General features: G+C 69.0%; 29 protein-coding genes. All 29 read right to left on the bottom strand.

The window, feature by feature from the left end; all coding sequences use genetic code 11:
- Positions 1 to 185 precede the first annotated feature (185 nt).
- The 29 genes from D5084_RS08835 to D5084_RS08965 all read right to left on the bottom strand — a co-directional run bounded on the left by D5084_RS08835 (position 186) and on the right by D5084_RS08965 (position 25,932).
- Positions 186 to 377, bottom strand: a complete 192-nt coding sequence (locus tag D5084_RS08835; RefSeq protein ID WP_128515163.1) for a hypothetical protein — start codon at positions 375 to 377, stop codon at positions 186 to 188.
- 1 nt (position 378) lies between these two features.
- Positions 379 to 2,934 carry an autotransporter outer membrane beta-barrel domain-containing protein gene (locus tag D5084_RS08840; RefSeq protein ID WP_128515164.1) on the bottom strand — a complete coding sequence of 852 codons (2,556 nt, stop codon included), beginning with the start codon at positions 2,932 to 2,934 and terminating at the stop codon, positions 379 to 381.
- A gap of 10 nt (positions 2,935 to 2,944) precedes the next feature.
- Entirely contained in the window at positions 2,945 to 3,688 is a 744-nt protein-coding gene (locus tag D5084_RS08845) for a DUF2793 domain-containing protein (RefSeq protein ID WP_128515165.1), read from the bottom strand.
- An 11-nt stretch (positions 3,689 to 3,699) separates the two neighbouring features.
- Positions 3,700 to 7,659 carry a baseplate multidomain protein megatron gene (locus D5084_RS08850; RefSeq protein ID WP_128515166.1) on the bottom strand — a complete coding sequence of 1,320 codons (3,960 nt, stop codon included), beginning with the start codon at positions 7,657 to 7,659 and terminating at the stop codon, positions 3,700 to 3,702.
- A gap of 9 nt (positions 7,660 to 7,668) precedes the next feature.
- On the bottom strand, positions 7,669 to 8,115 hold the full coding sequence (locus D5084_RS08855) for an NlpC/P60 family protein (RefSeq protein WP_128515167.1): 447 nt from the start codon (positions 8,113 to 8,115) through the stop codon (positions 7,669 to 7,671).
- Positions 8,112 to 8,996, bottom strand: a complete 885-nt coding sequence (locus D5084_RS08860; RefSeq protein ID WP_128515168.1) for a phage/gene transfer agent baseplate hub protein — start codon at positions 8,994 to 8,996, stop codon at positions 8,112 to 8,114. Before D5084_RS08860 ends, D5084_RS08855 begins: the two co-directional genes overlap by 4 nt.
- A gap of 126 nt (positions 8,997 to 9,122) precedes the next feature.
- On the bottom strand, positions 9,123 to 9,353 hold the full coding sequence (locus D5084_RS08865; RefSeq protein ID WP_128515169.1) for a hypothetical protein: 231 nt from the start codon (positions 9,351 to 9,353) through the stop codon (positions 9,123 to 9,125).
- Positions 9,346 to 9,447 carry a DUF3789 domain-containing protein gene (locus D5084_RS19010; protein ID WP_494337061.1) on the bottom strand — a complete coding sequence of 34 codons (102 nt, stop codon included), beginning with the start codon at positions 9,445 to 9,447 and terminating at the stop codon, positions 9,346 to 9,348. Before D5084_RS19010 ends, D5084_RS08865 begins: the two co-directional genes overlap by 8 nt.
- Positions 9,440 to 9,670: a hypothetical protein gene (locus D5084_RS08870; protein WP_128515170.1), complete on the bottom strand. Its 231-nt coding sequence runs from the start codon at positions 9,668 to 9,670 to the stop codon at positions 9,440 to 9,442. The genes D5084_RS19010 and D5084_RS08870 overlap by 8 nt, the downstream gene beginning before the upstream one ends.
- A 4-nt stretch (positions 9,671 to 9,674) precedes the next feature.
- Positions 9,675 to 10,334 carry a lysozyme gene (locus tag D5084_RS08875; RefSeq protein WP_128515171.1) on the bottom strand — a complete coding sequence of 220 codons (660 nt, stop codon included), beginning with the start codon at positions 10,332 to 10,334 and terminating at the stop codon, positions 9,675 to 9,677.
- 128 nt (positions 10,335 to 10,462) lie between these two features.
- Positions 10,463 to 10,813, bottom strand: a complete 351-nt coding sequence (locus tag D5084_RS08880) for a Clp protease/crotonase-like domain-containing protein (protein ID WP_128515172.1) — start codon at positions 10,811 to 10,813, stop codon at positions 10,463 to 10,465.
- Positions 10,810 to 11,436, bottom strand: a complete 627-nt coding sequence (locus D5084_RS08885) for a DUF2460 domain-containing protein (protein WP_128515173.1) — start codon at positions 11,434 to 11,436, stop codon at positions 10,810 to 10,812. Before D5084_RS08885 ends, D5084_RS08880 begins: the two co-directional genes overlap by 4 nt.
- Positions 11,436 to 13,343, bottom strand: coding sequence for a phage tail tape measure C-terminal domain-containing protein (locus D5084_RS08890; protein WP_128515174.1), 1,908 nt, complete (start codon positions 13,341 to 13,343; stop codon positions 11,436 to 11,438). The genes D5084_RS08885 and D5084_RS08890 overlap by 1 nt, the downstream gene beginning before the upstream one ends.
- Positions 13,336 to 13,485: a DUF7697 family protein gene (locus D5084_RS08895; protein ID WP_238382585.1), complete on the bottom strand. Its 150-nt coding sequence runs from the start codon at positions 13,483 to 13,485 to the stop codon at positions 13,336 to 13,338. Before D5084_RS08895 ends, D5084_RS08890 begins: the two co-directional genes overlap by 8 nt.
- 74 nt (positions 13,486 to 13,559) lie before the next feature.
- Complete coding sequence (locus D5084_RS08900) at positions 13,560 to 13,997, bottom strand: phage-derived protein YdaY family protein (protein WP_128515176.1); 438 nt, start codon at positions 13,995 to 13,997, stop codon at positions 13,560 to 13,562.
- On the bottom strand, positions 13,994 to 14,932 hold the full coding sequence (locus tag D5084_RS08905; protein WP_128515177.1) for a phage tail tube protein: 939 nt from the start codon (positions 14,930 to 14,932) through the stop codon (positions 13,994 to 13,996). Before D5084_RS08905 ends, D5084_RS08900 begins: the two co-directional genes overlap by 4 nt.
- A 12-nt stretch (positions 14,933 to 14,944) precedes the next feature.
- Positions 14,945 to 15,379, bottom strand: coding sequence for an acyl-CoA transferase (locus D5084_RS08910; protein WP_128515178.1), 435 nt, complete (start codon positions 15,377 to 15,379; stop codon positions 14,945 to 14,947).
- A complete protein-coding gene (locus D5084_RS08915) occupies positions 15,376 to 15,852 on the bottom strand; it encodes a hypothetical protein (protein WP_128515179.1) in 477 nt (158 codons plus the stop codon). Before D5084_RS08915 ends, D5084_RS08910 begins: the two co-directional genes overlap by 4 nt.
- Positions 15,849 to 16,469, bottom strand: a complete 621-nt coding sequence (locus D5084_RS08920) for a DUF6441 family protein (RefSeq protein ID WP_128515180.1) — start codon at positions 16,467 to 16,469, stop codon at positions 15,849 to 15,851. Before D5084_RS08920 ends, D5084_RS08915 begins: the two co-directional genes overlap by 4 nt.
- Positions 16,466 to 16,780 (bottom strand): head-tail joining protein, encoded by a 315-nt coding sequence (locus tag D5084_RS08925; RefSeq protein WP_128515181.1) that lies wholly within the window; start codon positions 16,778 to 16,780, stop codon positions 16,466 to 16,468. Before D5084_RS08925 ends, D5084_RS08920 begins: the two co-directional genes overlap by 4 nt.
- Positions 16,780 to 17,118, bottom strand: coding sequence for a DUF2190 family protein (locus tag D5084_RS08930; protein ID WP_128515182.1), 339 nt, complete (start codon positions 17,116 to 17,118; stop codon positions 16,780 to 16,782). The genes D5084_RS08925 and D5084_RS08930 overlap by 1 nt, the downstream gene beginning before the upstream one ends.
- Before the next feature lie 108 nt (positions 17,119 to 17,226).
- The gene (locus D5084_RS08935) at positions 17,227 to 19,215 is read right to left on the bottom strand and encodes a prohead protease/major capsid protein fusion protein (protein ID WP_128515183.1); all 1,989 of its coding nucleotides are present in this window, start codon (positions 19,213 to 19,215) and stop codon (positions 17,227 to 17,229) included.
- A 10-nt stretch (positions 19,216 to 19,225) separates the two neighbouring features.
- Positions 19,226 to 20,698 carry a phage portal protein gene (locus D5084_RS08940; protein WP_128515184.1) on the bottom strand — a complete coding sequence of 491 codons (1,473 nt, stop codon included), beginning with the start codon at positions 20,696 to 20,698 and terminating at the stop codon, positions 19,226 to 19,228.
- A gap of 1 nt (position 20,699) precedes the next feature.
- Positions 20,700 to 20,903 (bottom strand): phage head-tail joining protein, encoded by a 204-nt coding sequence (locus D5084_RS08945; RefSeq protein WP_128515185.1) that lies wholly within the window; start codon positions 20,901 to 20,903, stop codon positions 20,700 to 20,702.
- A gap of 110 nt (positions 20,904 to 21,013) precedes the next feature.
- A complete protein-coding gene (locus D5084_RS08950; RefSeq protein WP_128515186.1) occupies positions 21,014 to 23,011 on the bottom strand; it encodes a phage terminase large subunit family protein in 1,998 nt (665 codons plus the stop codon).
- Positions 23,008 to 23,193: a hypothetical protein gene (locus tag D5084_RS18355; RefSeq protein WP_155523113.1), complete on the bottom strand. Its 186-nt coding sequence runs from the start codon at positions 23,191 to 23,193 to the stop codon at positions 23,008 to 23,010. Before D5084_RS18355 ends, D5084_RS08950 begins: the two co-directional genes overlap by 4 nt.
- Positions 23,171 to 23,809, bottom strand: a complete 639-nt coding sequence (locus D5084_RS08955) for an elements of external origin (RefSeq protein WP_128515187.1) — start codon at positions 23,807 to 23,809, stop codon at positions 23,171 to 23,173. The genes D5084_RS18355 and D5084_RS08955 overlap by 23 nt, the downstream gene beginning before the upstream one ends.
- Before the next feature lie 3 nt (positions 23,810 to 23,812).
- Positions 23,813 to 24,556 carry a phospholipase D-like domain-containing protein gene (locus D5084_RS08960; RefSeq protein WP_128515188.1) on the bottom strand — a complete coding sequence of 248 codons (744 nt, stop codon included), beginning with the start codon at positions 24,554 to 24,556 and terminating at the stop codon, positions 23,813 to 23,815.
- Positions 24,553 to 25,932, bottom strand: coding sequence for a site-specific DNA-methyltransferase (locus tag D5084_RS08965; RefSeq protein ID WP_128515189.1), 1,380 nt, complete (start codon positions 25,930 to 25,932; stop codon positions 24,553 to 24,555). Before D5084_RS08965 ends, D5084_RS08960 begins: the two co-directional genes overlap by 4 nt.
- Positions 25,933 to 26,160: the final 228 nt, after the last annotated feature.

Below are 26,160 nucleotides of genomic sequence, written 5' to 3' on the forward strand. Positions count from 1 at the left end.
TGGAGGCGGGTACCGGAATCGAACCGGTCTACACGGATTTGCAATCCGCCGACAACCCAATGAAATCAACGCTCTCAGATGAAAACTGCGGCGGAACGTAGGCGGTCCGAATCGTGAAACGTGAAAACCACGCTGTCCCAAATCAATAGGCACGCGCTCCAGACAAGGCCGCCTGAAGCTCCCCCTCAGAACTGCTCGCGGCGCCGACGCTGCTGCCGCCGCCGTGGCGCGCATGCAGTACTGCCTGCGAAAGGCAGTACTGCATGCGCGCCACGGCCCTCCAACATCACCGCCGCCCTCGGCACGATGCTCACATGCGGTGTCTCGCCGATCCAGCCGGGGATGCCATTCTCGGTGAACAGGACGTGCAGGATCATGTCAGTAATCGCTTTCGATGTAGAGGCTCATGACAGCAAAGCCGATGACAGAGCTTGTGCCGCCGACGCTGATGTAGCCATAGGGGGCGAGAAGCTGGGTCGTGGCCGGGATGTCGGTCGTGACCGTGCCGGTCGCCACCGCGCCGGAAGCGAGATCCGTCACTTCATAGCTCAGCGACTGCGTGGTGCCCGGCGGCGCGAACAGCGCGACTTCATAGACCGAGGTCAGATCGACGGTCGGGCGCGGAAAGCTTGCGCCAAGGTCGATCTTCGTCGCCGCGCCGGTGCCGTCGTTGTGGATGAACTGGATGTTGGCGTCGCCGGAATCCCAGCCCATGCCGCAGATGTTGGTCAGCGTCGAGGGGTTGACATCCGTCGGCGCCGCAACCGATCCCCGCATCCCGACGAAGGCCCGCGTGGTCGGGGTGGCAACGCCGGTTGCCGGACCCCAGCGCCAGACCGTGTGAAACCCGCCCAGACCGGCGGACGGCCCGCCAAGCGTCCATTGCAGGTAATTGCATCGCAGGCCTGCCGTTGCAGTCGTGGATGCCGTGGTCACGCGCCAAGACCTGCGGCGCATGTAGGTATGAAGGTTCGTGGTCGCGACGCTTTCGGCTGTCGCCGTCCCGCCCCCGGTCAGCGCGAGGCCCCAGGCCGTATCGGTGCCGCCGTTGCCGGTGGCCAGCCACATGCCGACCTTGTTGCGCGCCAGCGAGGGTTGCAGCGCGCTGTCCAGCCCGCTCGGCCCCATGAAGACCGGCATGGCGCGACCGCCCACCTTGCGCCCGAACAGCTTCAGCCCGTCCGCCGCCGGGGCGGCAGGGGTGGCGATGGTCGGCAGGCGCAGCTGGCCCCCCTCGATCTCCACATCGGCCGCGCCGCCGAAGCTGCCCGCGTTGTTGAACTGGATTTCACCGGACGCACCGCCCGGCGACCCGCCACCGCCGCCCGCAGGCGCCGCCCAGGTCCCGTCCGCGCGCAGGAAGTTGGTGGTGCCGCCACCGGAGGCGGGAGCAAGCCCCTTCGCGCCGCTGGTGAACGTGTCCAGAAGCGCCGTCGCCTGTGCTGCGGTCAGATCCTCCGGGTCGCCGGTGCCTGCGCTGGCCCGCCCCTTGATCGTTGCCGTGGCCATGTTGGCCAGCTTGGCGTTGGTCACGGCATCGGCGGCAATCGTGGTCGCGCCGTCGCCCGCGCTCGTCACGTCGCCGGTGTGGTCCGGATGGCTGTAGGCGTTTGCGCCCGCCGCGATGCCGTCCAGCTTGGTCTTGTCGGCGGCAGACATGAAGCCCGCGACCGCCCCGGTCGCTGCGGCGTGCAGCGCGCCGCCTGCGCGGCTGCCGTGGGCGGTGTCATCGAACCGGGCCGCCGGCAGGGTGCCAGCGGTCAGGTCGCCGGCCGAGCCGCTGGTGGCGACCGCTGCAAGCCCGGTGATCGTCGTGGCGGGCTGCGTGCCGGTATGCGTCGCCCGGTCGCGCAGGGCGGCGTCGGATGCGTTCGCGGTTGCCCCGTCCGCCACGTTCATGATCGCCCGCGCCTGCGTCGGGGTCAGCACCTCTGGCGCCCCGATTCCGGCGCTGTCGCGGCCGAGGAAGCTGTCGGTCGCGATGTCGGCCAGCTTGCCCAGCGTCACGGCGCCCGCGTCGATGGTCCAGACCGTGCCGGACCCCGAGACGGTGATGTCGCCCTTGTCGCCGTCGCTGATCCCGCCGCCGGGCGGGGCTGCCCAGGTTCCGTCCGCGCGCAGGAAGTTGGTGGTGCCGCCGCCGGAGGCGGGAGCAAGCCCCTTTGCCCCGCTGGTGAACGTGTCCAGCAGCGCCGTCGCCTGCGCTGCGGTCAGATCCTCCGGGTCGCCGGTGCCCGCGCTGGCCCGCCCCTTGATCGTGGCCGTTGACATGCTGGCCAGCTTGGCATTGGTCACAGCACCGGCCACAATGGTGGTCGCGCCGTCGCCCGCGCTCGTCACGTCGCCGGTGTGGTCCGGGTGGCTGTAGGCGTTCGCGCCCGCCGCGATACCGTCCAGCTTCGCCTTGTCGGCGGCAGACATGAAGCCGTCAGCCAGCGACGTCGCCGCGGCGTGCCCGTGCGTGGCCGACGCTTTACCGTCCAGCGCCGCCTGCAGCCCGGTCACGTCTGCAATGCCGATGGGCCCACCCCCGCTACCGAGCCCCGCGATGGCGCTCGCATGCAGCCGCTCGTCCCCGACAAGGCCGCTCAGCAGATCCCGCACCAGCCCGCCACTCAGTCCGGGCGCCACGGGACCTGTCGCCTCGAGCACTGATTGCAGACTCGCCGTCGGAGCGTTCGGCACCGTCGCCGCCGTCGCCCGAATACGCCGGCCGCCGGGCAGCGCTGCCACCACAAAGTAGCGCCCTGCCACCAGATCCACCGACAGGTTGCCCACCGAGTCCGTGGTCACCGTGACACGCTCCGGCGCCACCCCACCGCCCGACACAGGCGCCACAACCTCGGGTGCGCGGATCCACGTCACCGGCACCCCGACCACAGGCGCCCCGTCCGGGCCGACCAGTTGCCCTGAAACCACGCAGGTCGAAGCCATGGTTATCTCCTCAATCTGTTGCGCCGATGGTCAGATAGTGAATGGCCAGCCGCACCGCTCCGCCGGTGAACGCACCCCCGTTCGCGGTGAGCCGCACCGGCGTGTCTGCGTAGAACGCCTGCGGGCCGATCACGCCGCGGTTGGTGCTCCCGGCAGCGACCCCAAGCGACCCGCCGAATTTCGCAGGTTCACCTGCGATCCCGCAATCGTATGAGCTCGCCCCGGTGATGGCAGTCACCGTTCGCGTCGAGACGCCCAGCACGATTGCCCGATCAGGGATGACAACCGTGCTGTCCACGAAAGCTCCGGTCAGCCCGGCCAGCAGCTCCTCCGCAACCGCGACACCCGTCGTCCCTCCGCTGGTGCTGCGCGCCAGCTCCACCGATGCGCCCCGCACAATGATGCCCAAAGCGTCCGTCACGACCTCCCAGGCAGTGCCGGTCCACACGAGAAACAGACGCTCGGACGCAACCCAGACCATCCAACCGATGCGCGGCACCAACCGCATCCACGCACCGTCAACCCAGAATGCAATGTTCAGGTCCCACCCGGCCCAGAGGCCCGTCGCGCCGGAGGCCACAAGGTGCCGGTCTCCGTCGGCGGGGCTCGCGGGTGGGGTCGTGAGCGTCCGGTCGAGGACCGCAAGATGCACCAAGCAGTCCAGCAGCCGCAGCGCCTCGTTGTGGGTGACATGCTTCTGCGCCTGCGCCGCCAGAAGGTAGGGCAGACCCAGATGGGTCGTGGTGTCAGGCATGGTAACTCCCGTCAGAACTGAAGGGTCGCGGTCGCGGGCGTGCCGCGGCCAAGGCGGGTCGAGAGCTGGTAGATGCGGATTGCCAGCGTCTGGCCGGGGCCGAGCGGCGCGCCCCAGTCTGCGGTCTGCTGTGCCGCAGTGTAGAGCACGGACGTCGTGCTGCTGCTTAGGGTGCGCTTGATTGCAGCGCCGTCAAGCATCTGAATTTCGTAGGCTTCCACGTCCTCCGCCAGCGGCACCTCGATCTGCTCCCAGGAATCGGCCACCAGCGCGCGGGAGCGCCGGGTCCACCGGATCGTCAGATCGCCCGGGCTGCGTGCCGTGCGCCAAGGCTGCTCGACATGGACCGGGGCGAACGGCACGAGGCCCCGCCCGGTCGGGGCGAAGCCCAGCGCGGCATAGCTGTCGTCGGTGACGGCGCGGGCGGCCGGACCCACCCGCCAGTTCCACGGCAGGCCCACATCAGTCTCGCCAACCGGAATGACGCCCAGCGCCGCGTCCAGCACCACAACCCTCGCACCTGCAGCTGCCGGATTGCCGATGGCATGTTCCGTCCCGCGTTGGCCCCGCAGGAGGCGGGTAAGCCGGTATCGGCCCGGCGCGATCAGTTCTGCCGTGCCGGCCTGAACGATCTCCCACAAGCCTCCGTTCTGCACGGCCAACGTGTTTGCGCCGCCCAGGAGCGCCACATCCGTCACAGACTCAAGGGTTCCTCCAAGCAGGTCCACGATCAGTGCGTTTCCAAGATCGAAGCGTGACACTGGACCGGGGTACAGATCGACTGCCAGCGTCCCCATGCGCGCCCGCCTGCCTACTGTCGTCAGCAACTCGAACCCGTCCTGCGTAGGACTCCGAAACACCGCCACGCTCCCGGGCCACGGGCTGGCGTAGGCGGCTACAAGAGGCTGATGCGGCGGCTGCTCCTCTGCAATCTGCGGCAGATCCAGTAGCGCCACCACAGGCTCGTCGAAAACTACCGGCCCGCGCAGGTTGGCTGCCCGTGGCTCGCCAGGCGGCAGATCGTAGACAGCACGATCCTGCCGGATGGCCTCCATGCTGCGCGCGTCTCCGTCAGCTGCCGACACCACCCGGAACTCCACCTCCCGGCCGTCGTGCATCAGCCGGATAACGTCCGCCGGATCGAGAGCAAGACGGGAAGGCGGCAGGCGGAAAGTCGCGCTTTCACGTCCGATCCACGCTTCCATCAGCGCGCGGCGGCAGCGGCGTTCAGCCTCCTCCGGCGGGATCGCCATCGGGAAGCTCTCCGAAGCGATGCGCGTCGTGTCGACGGTGATGCGGCGTGCCTCGACCAGCGCCGCGTCGTAATCCTCATCCGCGCGGGCAACCTGCCACTTCAGGGCCTGGGGCAGTTCGGTCTCCTGGCCGCGGGTCAGCTCGAAGGCCTCGCCGTCGCGGCTGGCGACCAGCTCATCCACCGTGAGGGTCAGGCTGGCAGCCCGCCCACGCATGACGAAACGGATTAAGCCCTCCGTCTCGATGGCATCGAAGCCGAAATGCCGCGCCAAGGTGGCAATCGAGGCGCGAGGGCTTTCCAGCGCCCCGATCACATAGCCCTCCACCGCGCCCCAAAGGCCGGAAACGTCGATCAGGTTCTGGGACAGCCCGGCGCGCAGGCAGAGGTGGCGCACGAGAGCGGCCAGCGACACCGCACCGAGCCGTCCGGTCAACCAATGGCCGCGCCGCCAGTTCTCGCCGTCGCTCCAGACTCCTGTCTGCTCCGGAAAGAACGGATAGGGCCGCGCGTCCCAGGTCCAGGCGGCGCACTCGGGCACATGCACCATCCGGCCACCGTAGACGGATGAAATCGGATTATTCGCAGCCTGCCCCCACCAGAGGAAGGTGGCCTCAAGATAGGCGCGCTGGATCGCGTCGTCGCGCCAGCCCCGCGAGAAATACGGCGAAAGACTTTCCGAAGACTTCGGATCAAAGAAAACGTTCGGCTGGTTGGTGCCGCGGTCGATGGCGGGACAGCCCAGTTCGGTGAACCAGACGGGCTTCGACTGCGGCACCCATGCCGTGGGCGTGCCGTTTTCCACTCCGCCCGGCCGGTTGAAATGCGGGTTTGACCACCAGGCACGCAGATCCTTGTATCGGAACACCCACGGCTTGCCCGCGGCTCCGTCCGTGATCGCCGTCCGCTGCTGCGTCGCCCGATCCCACTCGTCCAGGTAGAACCAGTCAAAGCCCTCGCCGCCCGCGATGTTGCTCTGCAGGTACGCCCGGTCGTGGATAGCAGGCCACCCTGCCAGCGCGTCCGTGTGCTCGAACCCGTCGCGCCAGTCCGAGAGCTGCATGTAGTTGTCGATGCCGATGAAGTCGATGTTGGCGTCCGACCAGAGCGGGTCGAGGTGAAACCAGACATCGCCGCTGCCGTCCTGCGGATGGTGCCCGAAATACTCCGACCAGTCAGCAGCGTAGCCGACCTTGGTGCTGGACCCGAGGATGGCCTTCACATCCGCCGCCAGTGCCTTCAACGCCGTGACTGCCGGATAAGTGCCAGCGCCGGAACGAACGGTAGTCAGGCCGCGCATCTCACTGCCGATCAGGAAGGCGTCGACCCCGCCAGCGACCGCGCAGAGATGGGCGTAGTGCAGAATGAACCTCCGATAGCCCCATTCGCCGGCAGGCCCCGTCCAACTGACGTTCTCGCCCGACACTGTGAACTGCGCCGGCATCGCCGCGCCGAAGAAACTCGCGACCTGCGATGCCGCCGCTGCTGTCTCGTCCACCGTGCCTGCAAAGCCCGCCGCCGGAGTGCAGGTGATCCTGCCGCGCCATGGATAAACCGGCTGCCCAGCCTGCCCGGCAAAGTCGGAATATGGGTTCCACCGCTCGTTGCCGGGAATGATGTCCATCAGCAGAAAGGGATAGAAAGTAACTCGAAGGCCGCGCCGCTTCAGCTCCATGATCGCCTGCAAAACAGCGAAATCCGCTGGCGTGCCGCCAAATACAGGTCGACCGGCACCATCCGTGCTGACCAGATAAGCCCCAGCGCGTGCAACACCGTTCACAGACCAGCTTTTCGGCCGAGTCGTCTTGCTCGCCACCTCGATCCCTGGCCGGATCTTGCAGTGCCCGGCGCGGAGGTCGTCTGCGAACCACGCCACCACCAGGCTGACGCTTTCCACGGCCGAAGCCATGGCCTGCAGCCGATCCAGCGCCACGACAATATCCGCAACGTCTGGCGAGGCATTCAGGTTCTCTGCTGTCCCGCTGCCGACTCCGCCCTTCATTACGGGCTCCGTCGCGTAGAGGAACTCACCAGCACCTGGCAGGAGCGTCACAGCCCTGACCAGCCCTTCGGCCGTGTCCGCATCCGCCAGCGGACGGAAAACCTCGAACGTCAGCTGCGGCAGCCGGTTGCCGTAGGCCGCAAGCGGAAGTTCCTCGAAGACCACATAAGCTGTGCCGCGATAGGCGGGCGTGTTGGCAGCCCCCATCTTCGCGGCAATGAACGGATCCGCGCCCTGCGACTCGTTCCCCGGATACCAGCGCCAGGTGATGCCGGTCATGTCCATCGGCTTGCCGTCGGCCCAGATGCGCCCGATGCCGGTGATCTCGCCCTCGCAAAGCGCCACGGCGAAGCTGGCGTAGTAGAGGTACTCCGTGGTCTCGACTTTCGGCCCGCGTCCCTTGCCGCCGCCCTGCCTGGTTGTCCGGACCTCCTCACGGAAATCCGTGGACCAGATGATGTTGCCGCCGATCCGCATTCGCCCGTAGAGGCGGGGCAGCACGGCACCCTCGGTCGAACCTGTGACGCGAAGGCTGTCCAGCCGCTGCCCCTCGATCCGCTGCGCAGGGGCCAGCGAAGACACGATCCAGTTGTCCACGACCGTTCCGACCGCAGAGCCGATCATTCCGCCTATCGCGGCACCCGACAGGCCCAGAATGGTGCCACCGAAGGCGCCGCCGATTGCGGTGCCGACGGCACCCAGGACAAGACTGGCCATACGAAGCTCTCAGCTGGCAGGAAACAGGAAGGCAAAGGCTATGCGACGACGCCAGGCCGACGTCAGCAGCTCCTCGATCACACCCAACCGGTCATATGAATGGATGAACAGCCCGCCCTCCGTCACAATCCCGACGTGCTTCGCTATCGCGCGCGAACTCATGCGGAACAGGACCAGCGCACCGGGTGCGGCATCTGCTGGAGCGATCTCGTGCATCATCGCCCGTGCCCCGTCTGCCAGCACCTCCCGCGCTCCGCACTCGCCCCAGTCGCGGCTGTAGGGAGGGATCGGGAACGGCTCCGGCCCGACCACCTCGCGCCAGACGCCCCGCGCAAGGCCGAGGCAGTCGCAGCCGACCCCGCGCAGGCTGGCCTGGTCGTGATAAGGCGTGCCGAGCCAGGACCGCGCAGCGGCGATGACGCGTGTGGGATCGGCTGTGCGGCCAAGCGCGCTCACAGGACCGCCCCCTCGTGGCCGCCGTCCTTTGTGGCGTAGCGAAGCACAGCGTCCTGACCCGGTATGTGCGGAAAGCCCCGGAAGTTGGCGACATTGGCGAACTTCGCGCTGCAGGTCGCGATCCGCTTGTCGCAACCGGCGCGGATGATGAACTCATCCGCAAATTCCACCGCCCGCAGCGGCGCCTCAAGGAGCGTAACCACCACGCCGTCCGGCCCGTTCTCATGCGAAAGCACTTCAACGTGCCTTCCTGCGTTCGCACCGCTCGTCCACTCGAGCTGCCCGCGACTGAACCAGCCGGACGCGAATGCCTCCAGTCCGTAGGCACTGAATGCGCGCTCCCGTAAAGGGCTGATGACCGTTCCAACGCCGCGATGCACCGGGCTGTTCAGATCCACCCCGCAGCGCCCATCGCCCAGCGCCGCATCGCACCCCGCCTGAAACGTCCTGCCAACCGTCTGGCCAAGCACATGGGCCAGTGACCGCACCTCCGCCACAAACGCCACCCGCCCGCGCCTGATCTGACCGATTGACCCGCGCCGCAGCAGCACGCGCTCCGCCGGCGCCGACCAGTTGACCCGCCAGACCTCGACCGCCGCATTGTCCCAGCGGCCGTCAAGGATGTCGGTCTCGGTGATCCGGTCGGAGGATAGAACGCCTTGCGCGTCCTGCGCATCGACAGAGAGGTCCGATCCCGACCGCACCTCGGAAGCTGTCAGCCCGCTTTCCGGCTCGAATTCCGTCCCGTCGAAGGTGAGCGTCCGGTCGTGGTCTGTGAAGCCAAAGGTCACGCCATCGGCACGGATGATGCGCCAGCACCATGCGAGCGTCGTCGTGCCCTCGTCGAGATGGGTCTGCAGCGCAGGCGAAAGGGATTTCATCGGCAGGTTCCAGTCATACGGTCATCGAGATCGGCGATCCAGTTCGCCCAGTCCGGCGGAAACTCCGCGACGGTCTCGGCATCCGGCCGGGTGAGCCGCGCCTCGGCATACGAGGCGCAGCCCGCATCACCAGCGCCCGTCGTTACGGCGCAGCCTGTCAGCGGGATCGCCAGCGCCGCGGCCGTCACGAACCGCATCCCGCCCGCGCTCGACACGCTTGTTCTTGTCTTCCGTGGCATCGCGTTCCGCCTCCCGTTTGCCCGCGCGTTCTCCTTCCGCGCGTCCCCAGACCCGGCCGAGAACGACGCCGCCGACCGCGCCCAGAGCCGCGACCAGCCAGATCAGGAGATCAGCCATCGTCCCGCTCCCCGCGCGCTGCGACGACGCACAGGCTTGCCACTAAGACGCCCACGCCGCCGCCCACCACCAAGCCAGCAAAAAACTCAATCATCGCCGCGGAACCCGCGTTCAAGGCAGTCGCGCAGCCCGATCAGGCCGAGGCCAAGCGCGATCAGCGCGGCCGGAGAGGCATCGCCCGAACCGGACAGGAGCGTGATCAGCCGGGCCAGATCAGTGAGCGGGCCGCTGGTGGGCATCACGAGGGATGCGGCGCCGGTGGCGAAGGCGAGCATCCCCGCCCACCAGGTGAGCGAGGTCGGACGGATGTAGCGCATGGGATCAGACCCTCCGGATCAAGCTAAAGAGAAAGCCCACCAGCCGGGTGAGCCAGCCGGCAGGTGCGTCGCGCGCCGACTGAGGGACAGACAGCTGCGGCGCCAGCGCCGGGCGCAGAAGCGCCAGCGCCTCGGCCTCAGTCAAGCGGCGGACGGGACGCGAGAAGTCGACGCGGCCCGTGCGATCCACTGCCCAGACCGGGATCGTTCCGCCGGGATAGCGGCCGTGGCGGAACAGGTCGCGCTCGGCCTCGCGGCGCAAGATGATCGAGGCCGGCCGCCGCCAGTTCAGAAACGCGTCGGCTGCTGGAACGCGATTGCCAGCGTTGAGCGCTTTCGTCAGCGTGGCCTTGGCGATGGCGCCGGTGTTGTAGTGAAAGCTGACCAGCGCATCGAACTCGTGCGGCGCCAGCGGCACCTTCACCGCACGGCACACCTCGGCCTCGTAAGTGGCGAGGTCAGCGCGGAAGAGTCGGAAAGCCTCGCGGATCCCGGCATCGAGAACGACCGGCATGCCACGCGGCATCCGCGCCGGATCAGGTGGCCCCGCGGCGGCCGTGTGGCCGATGCCGAAGGTCCAGACGTTCCTCACGTCGAGATACGGTCCGGGCACAATACCCTCGTGCCGAACAAGGGCCAGAAGACCCCGGTCGCTCATGTGCATGGCTTTACCTGAGAAGCGAGAGAACAAGGATCAGAACAGCTACCGCCACCCCAGTCCACATACGATGGCGGAAAGTCTGGCGCGGGTCCGTCGCGTCAAGTCGGACCGCACGCACAAGCCGGTGCAGGTCATTCATCGAACTCGCCCCCCTTGGCTCCCCGCAGCCGCGCAAGAACCAGTTCAATGAACGCGGGCCCAAATACACCGACCAGATAGGCTGCGGATCCCGCCGCACCGCCTGCCGGGATCGCCTCGGGCGGAAGTGCCAGCCACCGGGTTACCACCGCCATCGAAAAGCTCCCCATTCCGGCCGCGATCAGCCCGCCCAAAAGAATGTGGCGCAGCGCGTCGCGCAGCCGCATCCGGGTCGTCAGTGCATTGGTCGCACCGCCCAGCGCACCCCAGGCGGCAAGGATCACCGCCGTCGAGGCAGCAAGCTCCCGCAGCACCGCTGACAGAAACCCGGTCCCGTCGTTCATGCGCGGATCTCCAGGAGCGGGATCGAGTTAATCGACCCGAGGCGTTCGAGGTCCAGAATGACGTCGAGGCTGTCGGAGTCAAATCGCACGGGGACGTCGAATTCGAAGCCCGCGGTAATGGCGACGCCAACAGAAGGCGCCGTGGTGAAGGTCACTGCACCCGTTGTGGTGTCCACCGACCAGCCGGAGGCTTGCGGCGTGCCGTTCACGGCGATGGTGACGGTCCCGCCAACCGGCTTGGTGATGGCCCGTGTCCACGACTGCGCGCCGGAAGTGTAGCGTTTGGCCAGCTGGAACTGCCTGTCCGCGCCGTTGCCGGTGCCGATGGGCTGATCAGTCGGGCCCGGCGTCTGCGACGGCAGGCAGGACTTGAAGTCGGCCCAGTCCTTGAAGCGGAAGCCGTGAAGGCGCCCGTTCCGCGCCTCGAAGAACGCAACGACCGCTGCCAGATCGTCAGCGCGGCGGATGCCATAGGCGACGTCATAGCGGCGGCGCGAGTTGGCCCAGCTGGCATTGCGTTCCTCCGCCCCGCTCACGAGTTCGACGATCTGAGTCCGCCGCTCAGGGCCACCTCGCGCGCCCCGGCTGATGTTGTCGGGAAACCGGACCTCGTGAAACGCCATCACATTCCTCTCCGACCGAGGGCCACGGCGCGCGCGATGTCCGCCGCCACCTGCGTCCGCGACTGCCGGAAGCTCTCGGCGTCGCGGGCGTTGATCGTGACGTTGACAGGCGCAGATCCGCTCCGTCCATAGCCCGACGCCTCCCGGCGCGACAGGACCCGTTCGCCACGCTGCAGGATCGCGGGCACCTCGTCGGGCCGCAATCCCGCCCATCCGCCGTTGTGCAGGCGCGGTGCACCCGCGAAAGCAAGGGCCGGCACCATCCGGCCGGGACCGCCGTCGCCCACAACACCACCTGCATGGAACACGTTCGCAAACAGCCCGCCGCCCCCCAGGCTGCCAAGCACTCCGCCCAGCATGCTGGCCAGAGGCCCCAGGATGAAGCGCCGGGCAGCGAGCTTCGCCAGATCCGCAATCAACGACGTAACCAGTTCCCGGAAGTTCAGTTTCCCCGTCCTCACGAACTCCGCCACCGCTTCCTCCGCCCGGCCGAACGCCGACACCAGCGCCTGCCCGATGTCCTTGCCGATGCTCTGCGCCCGTGCAGCGTAGTCCGCCAGAGCGTCCTGCGCCGCCTGCCAGCCCGTGACCGCCTCCTCCGCGCCTTCCTTCGCCTCGCGCCCGGCGCCCTTCGCAGCCTTCCCGGCACCTTTCGCTGCTTCGGCCGTCCGATTGAGAGCGTTCTCCACCGCCTGTGCCTGAACGGAGTCAAAGAACTCACCCAAGGGATTCTGGCCCCACATCTCCCTCGCGCTACTGCCGAACGCGCCCCATGCGGCGTCCCCGGCCGCCACTGCCGCCTCCCCACGCGTGCGCAGACCCAAATCCGGCGCCTGAACGTAGGTTCGCCCCAGCGCAGCCTCGAAGGCCGCCGCCGCTGCTTCGCCCGCCGCGGCGGCGCTTCCGGCAAAGGGATTGTCGATGCGCCCCAGCTCCACAGGGTCGAGCGTCCCGATCCTGACCCCGCCTTCGCCCGTGGCCCATTCTGGCAACATCGCCAGCGCGGCGTTCAGCGTCTCGATGAAGCTGTTGATGCGGTTCACGACCGCGTTCAACATGGCCTCGACGCCACCGATCAGACCGTTCGCCGCCTGGTAGGCGAAATCCGCGATGGCAGCAGGCAGCTTGCCCCAGATCGCCTTGATCGCATCGTAGGCACCCGTGAACACCGCAATCGCGCGATCACCGAAGGCGACCACCGCGCCGACCGCATCCTCCACGAAGATCAGCAGCCGCCCGTAGACCGACTGCCAGCCGCCGTCCCAGGCCACCCTGATCCCCTCGAGCGCGATCCGGAATGCGTTGATCAGCGTGTTGCCGACCGCTATCGCGCCGCTGCTGATCGCCTGCCACGCCGCCGAAAACCACGGCGCAATGGCTGCCACCGCCGGCTGGATGAACTCCCATACTCCGCTGCTGACCACCTGCCAGACGGCCAGTGCGGTGTCGCCGAACGTGACGGCCACACCGGTCGCAGCCTCGATCTCCGAGCGCATCCCGGCCACCGCCAGCGCACCGGCTCCCACCACAAGCGCCAGCGGCCCGAGACGGGTCACCAGGCCTCCGACCATGCCGCCCAGATCCCGCAGCGCTCCCCGGACGCCTCCGTTCTCGCCACCGTAGATCTGCGCGATCTGACTGCCCTGCTGGATGAAGACCATGAGCGGGTTCTGCCCGGATGCCAGCGAGACAAAGACGTCGTTCAGTTGAAACGCCAGCATGCGGGCACGGAATGCCGCCTGCGCAGACGTCCGATCCACCAGCGCCAGCGCCCTCGAAGTGTTCTCCGCCGCCTGTGGTATCCGGCCCAGCGCCGCCGCGCCGGTCTGGCCGATCTCGACCAGCTCGGCCTTGACCTGCGACCCGCCGACCGCCACCAGACGGACGGAAACCCTCCGCTCAGTCACTCCGATCCACCCTCGCGTTCACAGCCGTCACCGCCTCTGCCTCGATCAGCGGCAGCCATTCCGCCGCCGCCGCCGCTGGCACCCCGAGCGCCGCCGCAAGAGCCAGCGCCGCTCCCAGATCCCAGCCCACCACGCCACCCATGGACGTCCGCCACTGCCCTCCCAGCCGCTGAGCAAGATCCCATACCAGCCAGCCCTCGACCGTCTCGGGTGCATTCAGACGAGCCGGGCAGTCCCCGCACTCGCTGCCGCAGGCTCCGCAGTAGTCGCCGCCCCCGCTCCAGTGCCAGCGGGCGAGGGCGCGCAGACGTTTCCCTCCTGCGCCACCAGAAGACCCTTCGCCACATACCCCAGCTGAAAGCCCTCGAAGACAGGCCAGAGGTCCAGCAGCGCGTCCACCGCCTCCGGGCTGACGGGCAGGGGATTGCCTTCCGCGTCGCCGACGCCGTCCCAGTCGAGGATCGCCGCGCGCGCCACGGCCTTAGCCAGCACAAGCGCCTGCACCTCCGGCGCTGCGTCCGCCGCAAGCGCCTGCACCGTCGCGTCCGCCCGAGCAGCCGCCATCAACCCCGTGGTGAGAGGTTGCAGCTTCAGCCTGACACCAACCGGCAGATCCAGCCAGAACGGCGCCGATTTCAGATCAAGCCGGATCATGCGTAGCTCGCAACGTCGTTCACGAGGGTCGTGGTGCACAGCCGGCTGCCGGCACCTCCCTGCGCCCCCTGAAAGTCGAATGTGACCTGCACACCCTGGGGCCCCTCGAGCGGCACCCGCGGCCGCGAGAGATGCACGGCATGCGCCGTAAAGGTCAGGCTGTCACTCCCGGAAACCCAGGCAGCCTCCAGTTCGCACGGCGCACCGCTGATCGCCTGGTCGATGAGCGCCGTCGACGCCAGCCGCATGGTGATACGCCCCGTGAGCGTTGCCTGCGCCGGATCCGCGCCGTCGATCATGCCGTCGCCGCGGATCACCTCGATGCGGTCAAGGTTGTTCGCGTAGGTGAACTCGGCCGAAATCACCGAGCCGAGAGGAACGCCGTCCCGCTCGAGGCTCCCCTGGAAATGAGAGAACCGCGCGAGCGGGATATCCGTCAGCGCCCCCGCCGCGCTCGCCACCTGCACCGTCTCGCCCTGCGCCACCACGCTCACCGTCGCAGTCAGCAGCCCGCTGCGCTGCATCGTCCAGTTGACCTTGTCCACCACACAGCCGCGATACATCGCAAAGCGCGGCACCTGCGGCATCTGCACCTCGATGGCCATGGACGGCAGCGACCACGATCCGGACTGAAACACATGCGTGTATGGCCCGGCCCCGGTGGTCGTCGGCACACCGAACGCCCCCTTGAGCCAGTGCCCGAACGCCCGCGCATCAATGGGCACGACCACGTCGCCGTCCGCCGTCACCGCGTCCAGGACAGGCGCCAAAGGATCCCGTCCGTAACCGAGAAGCTCCGACGCCAGCAGCTCCTGCTGTGCGCCGAGGCTGGCCGACGCCAGAGGCATCCGCAAATAGCCGGACGCCGGCGGCGTCCCGTAGACCGTTTCGAACGCCAGCGCGAGTGCCGCCCGCGCCCCGGGTTGCCGTGCCATTCCTCAGTCCCCCTATCCCAGACTATCCGCCGCCGCGTAGGCCAGCAGGATCCGCACCTCGAGCCCGCGCAACCCGTCGCCGCCGTCCACGGCCAGATCCACCGACCGCGCCGCGACGGGCTCGCACCAGTCCACCAGACCGCCAAGCGACCGATCCGCAGCCAGCGCCTCCGCCACGGACTGCCGCAGGACATCGAGCGCCTCGAGCCGCGCCGCCTCCGGCCCGCCCTCCACGACCAGATCCAGCTCCGCCTCGTGCTCGAAGTACCACACCGGCGGCGAAAACAGCCGCTCAGCCTCGCCGGGCTCCCCGTCCCGAAGGATCGCTGCCCCGGTCGCCGGAATGCGCACCGGCAGCGTTCCGTTGCGCTGGAAAACCGCACCCGGCGGCAGCGCCGCCGCGATCCGGGACGCCAGCGCCGCGAGAACCGTCTCCGCCGTCGTCACGACCCGCGCTCCAGTTGCTCCAGACCTCGCAGGATCGCGCCGATGACACTCACCGGCTCATCCAGCTCAGCACCGCCACACAAGACGGGCGCCGACCCCGCGAGTCTGCGCAGCTCGGCCACAGACACCCCGCGCTGCAGCGCCGCGGAGATCACGCCACATGCATCGTCTGCCAGACACTGCAGATCCGCGCCCGCCCGCCAGCCGCGTGCCGTAACGTCGATCACGGCTCCCGTCCCGGGCCGGAATCCTGCCGTCACCGCGATCTCCTGCCCGCGCCAGATCACCGTGCAGGTTTCGCTCGGCCTCCGCTCCGGCGTGACGCTCCCACCAGCCGCCTGCGCCAGCGCCGCGACCCGCATCAGCCCCGCCCGCAGAGCTGACCCACGTTCCGCGCTCCAGCCGTCCGTGCGATTGTCCTGCGCAATGGCCTCCAGCGCCACGTTCGCAATGGCAACCAGACGTTCCCTCACCGATCCCTCCAGTTCGCCGCTATCAGCGCGGGCAACCGCTCGCCTGCCGCCCGCGCCAGACGCCCGACGTCCAGCCGCTTCGCCAGTCTGACCTGCGGCACCAGCACGAAGACCGGAACCGTCGCCACGCCGCGCCCGGTCTTCGACCGCGACCGCACCGCACGCCCGGCCGCACTGACACGACCCTCCGCGACCAGCAGCGACGGTCGTCCGCGCCGGAAGACAAAGCGCAGCCTCAGGCCGGTGCGCCGCTCGAACGCCAGCGGCGTCATTCGTGCGTTTCCGGGAAGGCTGCCGGCGGCTGGAAGCGGAATCGCAAGCCAGAAGCCGTTGCCGCTGCGGATCAGCGCGCCGCGGTCGTGCGCGTCCACGATGTCCGGTGCCTTTGTCCAGACCAGCGACGCCGCTCCCAGCGACGGCCGCCCCGGATAGAGGCGCTCGCGCACTGTGTTCGCCAGACGCTGCCCAAGCCCCGCTGCAACGATCTGCGCCCGCCAGCCCGCCTTGAGCGCCGCACCGGCCGCGCCGATGGCCGCGGTGACCCCGCGCCGCCCGGCCTCGAGCGCCTCCGCCGTCACCGCCTCGACCGGCGGATCGATGCTGACCTCGATCCTCACAGCACCCGCACCGCTGCCGACCACGCCAGATGCCGCGGATCCCGCACTGGATCTCCGGCAACCTCCAGCAGCTCTGCACCGACCTCGAACGTGTCGCCGACAGCCAGATCAGGGACGTTCGCCAGCGGCACCAGCACCTCGTCCGTGCCGCTGACGAACCGTCCCTCGCCGAATGCCGTGGTCGCGTCCGGCCGCCGCCGTATCAGCCGCACGGGCACACCGGGTCCGCTGCCGCCCTGCCGCCAGACCGCGTCCAGACCGAGATGGCGATCCGCGCAGACCGCCCGCACCGCCATCTCGAACGCATTCATCAGACGGCAGCCCCGTTGAGGCGCACACGTCCCACTGTCTCACCGGCGCCGCCGCCCACCGCTGCCACGGCCGCCCCGATCAGCGTGTTGCCGGTGGCTGTGGTCGTGCAGCGCGCGTTGGCCGCATCCCAGTACACCCGCACGCCCACCGTCCAGGCCTGGCTGGGCGCCTTGGGCAGATCGAACACTCCGGTCAGAACGACGACGCCCTTCGCGCCGTTCGCGATAGGCCCCTCAGCCACCCCGAACAGATTGCCGACAAGCACACCCGCGCCCGACGCGATGTCCGCTCCGGCCGTGATCTCCAGCCGTCCGCCGGCTGCCACGAAGTTCCGCATTTCCGTATCTCCTTGAATCGAGGACAGATGACCCGGCCGGCCGCCGCCACCGGCCGGGTCGAGGCGCTGCCGCGCGGGAGGATGCGCAGCGCGCTGACGTCAGGCCGCTCAGACGCCGGCGTTCCGATAGAGGCCGCGCCAGTCAATGGCCTTGGCCGCGAAGTCGTGCCGAGCCTTGATCTCGATGCCGTCCACCTCGAAGCCCTGCCGGACCTCGGTATAGACCCCCTGCTGCCCGTCCAGGTAGGCGTATTCGACCGTATCGATCCGCGCGGGATCCGCGGCCATGAACCACGGATCGGCGCCGCTGGCCGGGATGAGTCGTGCCTCCTCGACCACCTCCAGCCTATTGGCGAACGCATTCACGCCCGCCACCGCGTCCGGCGTGGTGGCCGTGACGTTCTTGCGCGCCTCCACCGAGCGCGCGCCCGGCGGCACGATGATGAAGCGAGGCAGCACACCGATCAGCCGCCCCTCGAGGCCACGCTGCGCCCCGAACAGCCGATAGGCCTCCGACAGACTCGCCTCGCTGATCGCACCCGCCGTGCCGAGGTTGCCGTGCGAGGCGTGGAACAGCGACTGACCGTCCGCCATCGCGGGGTTGCCGGTGAAGATCGAGTAGACGATGTCCGATTCGAGGTCCGCTGCCGCGGCGCCGTAGGCCGCCGGCACCCGCGTGAAAGCATCGAGATCGTCGTTCACCAGCACCTGCCGCGTGATCCCGACGATGCGCCCGTAGGTGAGCAGGCCGTAGACCTCGCGCCCCTCGCCGATGGTGCCGTAGGTGAACTCGCCCGACTCCGGCACGGCCAGCAGGCTGGGCGCGCCAGCCAGCTGCGTCACCGAGACCGGCTTGAAGTCCGCAATGGTCCGCTGCCGCGCCCAGGACGTGAAGGTCCGCGGCGTGGTCTCGTAGGCCCGCCGCAGGGTCCTGTTCGCCACGTTCGCCAGGATGAACGGGAAATCCCCGGTCGAATGCAGCCCCGCCCGGCCCAGCAGCGCCTCCGTGGCCACCTCGATCCGCGACAGGCCGGCCGTCGACCGTCCGTCCCGGCCCAGCGCGTGCCGAGCCAGCTCGATCAGCGACATCCCGCGGAACTCCCGCGCGCCCGCCGGCAGCTCGAACTCCGCCGGGCTGTAGCGATGCAGCAGCGCGGCCGAAACCGCGTCCCGATATGCGGTATCCGGCCCACCACGCACCTGCGCCGGCACCGGCTCCACCGTCCGAGCGCCATGATTGTCGCGCTCGGCCAGCCGGTCCAGCACCGCCGCCCGCGCCTGATCAAGGCTCACGCCCCGCGCCACCAGCTCGGCCGCGAACTCCTGCCCGAGATCGTGCCGGGCGCACAGCCGCAGGATCTCCGCCGCCGTACGGCGCACCTCCGCCACCTCATCCGCTCCGCCTCCTGCGCCCTCCTGAACCTGCGCGACCCCGCGCTCGTCCACCGCGGGCAGAACGCCCGCTTCGTTCCGTTGCTCCGGCATTCCGCCCTCCTGCTCCACCGCCGCCACCGCGGCATCTCCGTTCCGAACCGTGATCCGGCAGAGGTTCGCGACTTCCATGCCGCTCTCCGCCCGGATCCGCGCCCCGGCATCCGCCGGGATCGCCACCGCCGAGATCTCGAGCGGCTCCCAGTCGACCGCCCGCCAGAGATCCCGCCCCCCTTCGCGCCGTTCCACCTCGTAGCGATAGACCCGGTAACCCACCGAGATCGCCACGTGCCGTTCCAGCACCCGACGCACCGCGGCCTGAGCGTCCTCCGCTCCCGTCAGCCGCACGCGCGCCACACCGCTGCCGCCCTCCAGTCGCACCGAGCCCGGAACCACCGACCCCAGCACCGCCCCGAGCCCGCCGCCCTGGTGCGAATCCAGAAAAGGCGCGCCGCCGTTCAGCCGCCCGAGCCGCACCGATCCCGGCTCGACCACCAGCTCCTCGTCGTATTCCTCCGGACCCTCCCAGGCCCAGCGCACCCGCCTGACCGTGGCGCCGGTGGTCCAGACAACCTCGACGATCTGTTCTCCGTTCTCCGACGCGCCATCCGGCACGCGCAGATCCGCCGCCCGCTCCAGCAGCGGCAGCATCGCCTCGTCCCTCATTCCGTGTTCCTCACTCCGCAACCGTGCCTGCTTCCGGCTGCACCAGACCCGCCTTCGTCACGCGCCGCGGATCGCTGTCGAACACCAGACCCGCCGCATCCAGCTCGCTGGCCTGCGCCTGCCACTCGCGCAGCACCTCCACAGGATCGTAGCCGCGCCGCGCGATCTGCTGCGCCAGCGTCGAGAACCCGGCCCGCACCTCCAGGATGTCCGCCGTGACGTCCTGCAGCGGATTGACGCTCTCGAACCGCGGCGGCCCCCACTCCGCCGGAATGTCCGGGTCCGGCACCAGGCCCGCCGTCCACGCCGCCTCCATGACCCAGCGCCAGACGGGCGCGCAGAACTGCGGGATCACCGTGTGCCACTGCACCGCCTCGATCATGCGGCGGAACTCGTTCAGCCCCATCCTTCCGGACGAGAAGTTGACCTGACTGAGATCGCCTGTCAGAAGCTCGTAGGGCACCCGGAACCCGGCCGCGATGATGTGCTGCTGCACCCGGTTCCACTCGTATATCCCAGCGGTCGACCCCGGCGAGTTGAACTTCACGTCCTTGCCGTGCCGCACATAGGCGATCAGACCGGGCTCGAACTGCTCGACCCGGTTCCCGTCCGCGTCCAGAACCGCCGGCGCAATGGAGGACTGTTCCTCGTCCGCCCCGAAGACGAATCCGACGACCGACGCCTCGATCTTCTTCCGCTTCAGCTCCGCGACCTGCCAGTCGCCCAGATCCCGCAGAGCGCGGATCGCAGGCACGCCCCACGGCACGCCACGGTTCTGCACCCGCTGGCGCTCGAACAGATGCGCGATCTGCGCCGCCTCCACCCGCTGACTGTCCCGCAGACCCCGCCCGAGCCCTGCAGCGTCCCCCGGATGCTCCGGATGGATCCAGTAGGCCCGCCGCCGACCGGCGCCGTCGTACTCGATGCCCTGCACGATCCGAGAACCGTCGCCGCGCAGCTCCGTGCGCGATCCGTCAAGGTGATCCGCCTCGAGGAGCTGGACCTGCACCGGCACCGGCAGCCTGTCCGACGGGCGACGCCGCAGGCGCCTCGCCAGCACCTCGCCGCCCTCGATCATCTCCCGCACCGCCAGCGCCGTCAGGCCGTGGAAATCCGTGTGCCCGTCCGCGTCGGCCTTCTCCGCCCAGCGCTTCCAGACCTCGTCCGCGGCCCGGTTCACTGCCGCGTCCGGGCCCGCTGCCCGCGGCCGGATCCCGGTGCCGACGATGTTCGACACCAGAACCTGAACCGCCTTCGCCGCAAGCGGATCGTTGCGCACCAGATCGCGCATCCGGTCACGCAGCGCCGAACCGGCAGCGGCCACCTCCGCGTCCGCACTCGTGCCGGCCGCCATCCAGCCTTCCGTTCCGCGCCCGCGACCGGCCGCGTCGTAGGCCCGCGCCGCCGTCACAGCTGCGCCGCGCCCGGCAAGCCACGGTGCCACTGACCGCAACCAGCCGAGAATCCCGCCACGCCTTGCCATCTCAGTTCCTGCGGAACGTCGCCAGTCCCGCCACAGGCCGCGTCGCCGTGGCCGCCACCAGCCGGCCCTCCACGAAAGCCAGCCGCGCCCGCAGATCCTCAAAGCTGCCGTAGCGAACCTCGTGCTCGCCCGTCCGCACGACCAGCGTGCCCGAGGCCAGCGCGCGCCGCAGCGCCGCCGCCTCGTCCTCGGTGAAACCGCTCATGCCTGCCCCGAAAACGACAAGAGGCGCGCCGGTCCTCCCAAGCGCGCCTCTCCGATCATGCCGCCATGGCTACCACATTTTGCGCGAATGCGCAACAGCCACTCACAATGTCAAATCCAACGGCCGCGCCGCGGCCCCAGCCAGTCCTGCCGACGCTTCTGACCGGGCGCCACACGAACCGGCGACACATCCGCCGGCACGACCCGCTCCTGCTCCGCCGTACCGGCCCGAGGAGTCTCGAACGCAAGCTCCCGCTGTTCCCAGCGCGGCTCGTCCCACCGGTCCAGGCCCATGAGCCAGGCCGCCGCCCGCGCATAGACCCGACAGTCCAGCGACTCGTTGCGATCCCGCAGCTGCTGCCATTCGGTTTTCATGTAGCCGGCCCGGGTCCGAACCGTCACAAGCTGCTCGGCCGTGAGCTGCCGAACCCACTCCGAGGTGATACCCCTCGGGATGTGGATGAACCCTGAAGGCCAGGCGCTGCCCGCCTCCAGATCCTCGTCCGTCGGCTGGCCCAGGCGCAGGAAGCGATAGGTCTCCGACTTGAAGAATCCCACCTTCACCGACCAGAGCTGAACGCCTCTCCGAACTTTCCGGCCGCGCTCCGTGACCTCCACCCAGCTGGGGCCATCGACCGGGCTTGTGACGACACCGTCGCGCATCCCCTTGATCGCCATCACCCGGTCCCGCGACTGCGCCCGCACCCATGAATAGACCGCGTCCGTGGTGGCGCCGTCCCCGGAGTCGATGGCCAGCCGCGAGATGGGCAACTCGCTGCCCGAAGGATGCCGCCACGTGCGCAACAGCAGCTCCGACAGCGCCTGCCGCACTGGCTCCGTCCCGATCTCGCCCTCGATGACGATGTGGTCGATCAGCCAGGACCGCAAGCCGCGCCCCCAGCCCCAGACATCGATCTCGACCCGGTCCCGCTGCACGTCCGCCCCGGCCGTCAGCACCAGAACGCCCTCCGACACCTCGCCCAGACGATGCGGCCCGCGCCGCTCGTAGAGCCGCTCCCAGTCAGGAGCCTCACCGCGCTCCGCCCAGGTCTCGCCCAACACCGTGTTCTTGACCGTCTTAAGCGCCGCGTCGTTTCCCTGGGCCGCCTCCCAGAGGCGCGCGATCTCCGCCCAGCTCTGCCAGCCAAGGGGAGAATAGAGCGCCGAGATGTGAAACCCTGCAATGCCGGCCGCCGATGCGGCAGCGATCTGCTCCGCCGGCGCCGTCGCAATCCAGCGCGCGCCGTTCGCCGGATCCATGAACGCCGTCTTGTGCCGCTCCTCGAACGGCTCCTCGCAGGCTTCGCAGTGATAGCGCGCCCGCTCCGGCATGCCCTTCGGCCACCGCAGCCGCTCGAACTTCAGCCACTGCAGCGTCCCGCAGACAGGGCAGGGCACGTGATAGCGCCGCTGATCGCTCCGCAGGAACTCCCTCTCGATCCTGCTCAAGCCACGGATCGTCGGCGTCGAGACCAGAAACATCTTCGCCCGGTGACCGAAGCTCACTGTCCGCGCCTCCGCCAGCGCCACAGGATCGCCCTCGCCGTCCACGTCGCCGGGATAAGCGTCCACCTCGTCCAAGAACACCCAGCGCGCCGGCATCGAGCGCAGCCCGACCGCCGAATTGGCCCCGGTCAGGACGAACTGACCTCCCGGAAACCGCTTGGCGAGCACCGTGTTTCCGGAGTCCCGCGCCCGCGCCGGCGCCACCAGCGCGCGCAGGACAGGGCTTTCCTCGATCAGCGGATCGATCCGCTGCTGGCTCAAGCGTTTCGCCAGATCCGTTGTCGGCTGAACCGCCAGAAACGCCCCAGGCGCTCGGTGCATCACATAACCGACCCAGTTGTTCCCGGCCTCCGTCGCCCCGACCTGCGCCGCCTTCATGAACACGATCCGCTCCAACGCCGAAGAGGGCGACAGCGCGTCCATGATTTCGCGCAGATAGGGCGTCCGAGCGGTGCGATACGGCCCGGCCTCAGACGATCCCCGCGAGGACAAGACGCGATGTCTGTCAGCCCACTCGGAAACCGTCTGCCGAGGGTCAGGCGCCAGACCGGCAAGCCACGCCGCCCGGATGTCCCGCGCCCCGTCGAACTCCGCAAGGCTCATGGCCAATGCTCCCACTGCACCGCCCGCAGAACACCGAACAGCGCTCCGCAGCCTTCCTCATCGATCCGCTCCTGAACAACCCGCTCCTGCTCAAGCCTACGACGCGCATCGACCTTGAGCCGAGCCAACCACAGCACCAGCCCAGCGCGTCGGCGCACCTCACGATCCTCCGCCCAGATCAACCCTGATCTCCGCCAGCTCGCCCAGATGATCCCGCAGATACCGGTCCAGAACCTGTTCCGTGCGATGAGCGTCCACGCCGAGCTCCGCAGCGATGTTCGCAGCCACACGCGCGGGCCAACCGATCCACGCATCGCGCTCCCGCCGCGCCAGGTCGAAGACCGTCGCCTGCGCTTTCGCCCGGTCCACCAGCTCGCCCTTCTCCCTCGCGAGGCGAATTTTCTGAAGCTGTGCCTTCAGAACCTCGTTCGCCAGACGCGCCCGCATGAAGGACACCTCTCCAGCCGGAACCCTCGGGTCCGGATCCTCGCCTGCCTCGTCGAGCGTCTCCCGAACCGCCGCCAGCGCCGCCTCCGGCACCGCCTTCGTGCCGCGCGGCGCTGCGCCAGTTTCCGCCCCAGCGCGCGCCATCACCGCCGCCGTCGCCGCCGCCATTCCGCGAGCGTGCTCACCGCGCTGCAGCGCCGGGTCAGTCCGCTCGTCCCACTGCCGGTCCGCCCGCTCAGGATCGATGGTCCCGTCCGGCTCAACCGAGATCCGTCCCGTGCTGATCGCCTTGCGGACGGCCGACTCCGACACCCCGCGCAGTCTCGCATATTCGCGACGCGACACACCCATGTGTCAGTCCCCGATCAGGGAATGCAGGTCCGCCACGGTCATCGTCACGTCTCCCTTGCGCACCCGGCGCTGCCGCGGATCCCGCCGCACCGGCGCAGCCTCGCCGGTTCCGTCTGTAGGCACGCCGCCTGCCGGCAGGGCCCGGTAGCGGTCGTAGATGGCCGCGATGATGCGCCTGTTGTCGTGGCTCCGCCCGGATTCCTCCCAGAGCCCGTCGAACCAGAGCGTGTAGAACGCCGCCACCTCGTCATCGACGTCGATGTCGAACTGCTCGGTCCGCAGGTTCTTGTTAAGGTTCATCGAGGACCGGAACACCGCCGCACGTCCGGGCCCGCCATCCACGATGATCACCTTCGCATGCACCGACAGGCACCGGAACGCGTCCGCGCCCAGCACCTCGATCAGAGGGCCAGCGAACTGCGGCGACTTCTCGAAGGTGCCCCGGTCGAGCAGGAACCGGACATCCGTGATCCGGCCGTCCACCCGGATGGCGCGGGTCCGTTCGACATCGTAGATGCCAGTGGTCCAGGTCGAGACGCGAACCGAAGCGGGCCCGAGCTCGCAGACCATGTGCTCCAGCGCGTCGACGGCCGAAAACTGTCCCGCCGTGACGCCCGTCATCCGCATACCCGGCGGCAGCGGCCCGATGGTCTCGGCAGCCGTCTCCACCCGCGTGCAGACCCGCTGCACCGTGCGCCCGAGATAGCGCAGGGCCCGCGGCCGCTGCTGCACGACCCTGCGGCTCATGCGGCACGCCTCCGACCGGCTGCGACCTCCGCAAAGGACCGGCCGTCGCCCGCGAGGACAGCGCGCTGCCCGGTGAAGGTCTGCCAACGCTCGACGATGACATCCGCATAGCGAGGCTCAAGCTCCGTCAGGAGGGCCGACCGACCGGACCGGTGGCAGGCGATCAACGTCGAGCCCGACCCGCCGAACGGGTCCAGCACAACATCGCCGCGGCGGGTGCTGTTCTCGATCATCTCGAGGATCAGGCCTACCGGCTTCATCGTGGGATGCTCGGCATTGCGCGACGGCTTCTCCGCACGGATCACGCTGCCCTCGTGCGCCTCGACCTGCAGCTCGCGCCCGGAAATCACCAGAACCTGCCCGCCCACGTCGACCTGCACCGTGCCGTCCGACATGACGCGCACAGGCGAACCTGGCTTCTCGAAGACCGTGGTCTTCGCCCGGCCCCCGAACCAGCGATGCGCTGCGCCGGGTTTCCAGCCGTAGAGGATAGGCTCGTGCCGCCACTGGTAGTCCGACCGCCCGAGCACGAGCGAGGGCTTCACCCAGACGAGGCAGCCCGACAGCTTGAACCCGGCGTCACGGAAGGCGCGGCGGAAGGCAAGCCCCTCGGTGTCGGCATGGGCGACATAGACCGCGGCGCCCGGTGCCAGCACCTGCGCGGCCGCCGAGAAGGCCGCGACAAGGAACCGCGCGAAGTCCGTGGCCGACAGGTCGTCGTTGGCGATCTTCCCCGCTTTGCCCTCGTAGGCGACGTTGTAGGGCGGGTCGGTCCACATGGCATCGCAGAACCGGCCGTCCGTCAGGCGCTGCAGGTCGGCGGCGCGGGTGGCGTCCCCGCACAGCACACGGTGCTCCCCGAGGATCCACAGATCGCCGGTGCGGGTCACAGGCTCCGGCGGCGGTTCCGGAACGAAATCCTCATCGCCCAGCGCACCGGCCTCCGCCTCGTCAGCCTCCACGTCGCCCAGCAGCTCCGCCAGCTCCGTCTCCGAAAATCCGACCACATCCAGGTCAAAGCCGTCGTCGCGCAGCTCCCCGAGGATCGAGCGCAGCAGCTCCTCGTCCCACGATGCGTTCTCGGCGATCCGGTTGTCCGCGACCACCAGCGCGCGGCGCTCGGCCTCGGACAGATGCCCAAGAACGATCACGGGCACCTGCGGCAGGCCGAGGCGCTGGGCAGCCAGAAGGCGGCCGTGACCCGCGATCAGCACGCCGTCGGCGCCGACCAGGATGGGATTCACAAAACCGAACTTCGTGATGGAGCTGGCGATCTGCGCGATCTGCCAGTCCGGATGCACGCGCGGATTGCGGACGAAAGGCACAAGCGCGCCGGTCTCGCGATACTCGACCTGAAGGGCCCGGCTCTCCATCATTTCCGGCCTCCGCGCCTCCTCAGTTCCCCGCACCGCGGTCCCCTGCGCACCTGCGCACCCCGAATGCGCACCCGAAGCCGCGCACCCCGATTTTTCCCCTGCCACTAAAGAACTTATGCGCTCCCGCCCCCCGCATACGCCTTGCAGCCTGGAAGGACCCGGGCCAACCGGGGTAGGGCAGGGCCGCGCGACGATGCTCGCCAATGACGGTCGCCGATCTCACGTCCC

The organism is Tabrizicola thermarum, from assembly GCF_003574395.1.
Classification (GTDB): domain Bacteria; phylum Pseudomonadota; class Alphaproteobacteria; order Rhodobacterales; family Rhodobacteraceae; genus Tabrizicola; species Tabrizicola thermarum.

What these genes read in the sequence shown, in the direction of transcription:
- D5084_RS08905 (WP_128515177.1), bottom strand. Translation starts at nt 14,932, where the DNA reads ATGGCACGGCAACCCGGGGCGCGGGCGGCACTCGCGCTGGCGTTCGAA.
- D5084_RS08935 (WP_128515183.1), bottom strand. Translation starts at nt 19,215, where the DNA reads ATGAGGGACGAGGCGATGCTGCCGCTGCTGGAGCGGGCGGCGGATCTG.
- D5084_RS08950 (WP_128515186.1), bottom strand. Translation starts at nt 23,011, where the DNA reads ATGAGCCTTGCGGAGTTCGACGGGGCGCGGGACATCCGGGCGGCGTGG.
- D5084_RS08960 (WP_128515188.1), bottom strand. Translation starts at nt 24,556, where the DNA reads ATGAGCCGCAGGGTCGTGCAGCAGCGGCCGCGGGCCCTGCGCTATCTC.
- D5084_RS08895 (WP_238382585.1), bottom strand. Translation starts at nt 13,485, where the DNA reads ATGGGTGGCGTGGTGGGCTGGGATCTGGGAGCGGCGCTGGCTCTTGCG.
- D5084_RS08880 (WP_128515172.1), bottom strand. Translation starts at nt 10,813, where the DNA reads ATGAACGACGGGACCGGGTTTCTGTCAGCGGTGCTGCGGGAGCTTGCT.
- D5084_RS08955 (WP_128515187.1), bottom strand. Translation starts at nt 23,809, where the DNA reads ATGGGTGTGTCGCGTCGCGAATATGCGAGACTGCGCGGGGTGTCGGAG.
- D5084_RS08835 (WP_128515163.1), bottom strand. Translation starts at nt 377, where the DNA reads ATGATCCTGCACGTCCTGTTCACCGAGAATGGCATCCCCGGCTGGATC.
- D5084_RS08965 (WP_128515189.1), bottom strand. Translation starts at nt 25,932, where the DNA reads ATGATGGAGAGCCGGGCCCTTCAGGTCGAGTATCGCGAGACCGGCGCG.
- D5084_RS08860 (WP_128515168.1), bottom strand. Translation starts at nt 8,996, where the DNA reads ATGAAATCCCTTTCGCCTGCGCTGCAGACCCATCTCGACGAGGGCACG.
- D5084_RS08940 (WP_128515184.1), bottom strand. Translation starts at nt 20,698, where the DNA reads ATGGCAAGGCGTGGCGGGATTCTCGGCTGGTTGCGGTCAGTGGCACCG.
- D5084_RS08900 (WP_128515176.1), bottom strand. Translation starts at nt 13,997, where the DNA reads ATGATCCGGCTTGATCTGAAATCGGCGCCGTTCTGGCTGGATCTGCCG.
- D5084_RS08945 (WP_128515185.1), bottom strand. Translation starts at nt 20,903, where the DNA reads ATGAGCGGTTTCACCGAGGACGAGGCGGCGGCGCTGCGGCGCGCGCTG.
- D5084_RS08840 (WP_128515164.1), bottom strand. Translation starts at nt 2,934, where the DNA reads ATGGCTTCGACCTGCGTGGTTTCAGGGCAACTGGTCGGCCCGGACGGG.
- D5084_RS08875 (WP_128515171.1), bottom strand. Translation starts at nt 10,334, where the DNA reads ATGCACATGAGCGACCGGGGTCTTCTGGCCCTTGTTCGGCACGAGGGT.
- D5084_RS08925 (WP_128515181.1), bottom strand. Translation starts at nt 16,780, where the DNA reads ATGAATGCGTTCGAGATGGCGGTGCGGGCGGTCTGCGCGGATCGCCAT.
- D5084_RS08870 (WP_128515170.1), bottom strand. Translation starts at nt 9,670, where the DNA reads ATGCGCTACATCCGTCCGACCTCGCTCACCTGGTGGGCGGGGATGCTC.
- D5084_RS19010 (WP_494337061.1), bottom strand. Translation starts at nt 9,447, where the DNA reads ATGATTGAGTTTTTTGCTGGCTTGGTGGTGGGCGGCGGCGTGGGCGTC.
- D5084_RS08930 (WP_128515182.1), bottom strand. Translation starts at nt 17,118, where the DNA reads ATGCGGAACTTCGTGGCAGCCGGCGGACGGCTGGAGATCACGGCCGGA.
- D5084_RS08845 (WP_128515165.1), bottom strand. Translation starts at nt 3,688, where the DNA reads ATGCCTGACACCACGACCCATCTGGGTCTGCCCTACCTTCTGGCGGCG.
- D5084_RS08885 (WP_128515173.1), bottom strand. Translation starts at nt 11,436, where the DNA reads ATGGCGTTTCACGAGGTCCGGTTTCCCGACAACATCAGCCGGGGCGCG.
- D5084_RS08865 (WP_128515169.1), bottom strand. Translation starts at nt 9,353, where the DNA reads ATGGCTGATCTCCTGATCTGGCTGGTCGCGGCTCTGGGCGCGGTCGGC.
- D5084_RS08850 (WP_128515166.1), bottom strand. Translation starts at nt 7,659, where the DNA reads ATGGCCAGTCTTGTCCTGGGTGCCGTCGGCACCGCAATCGGCGGCGCC.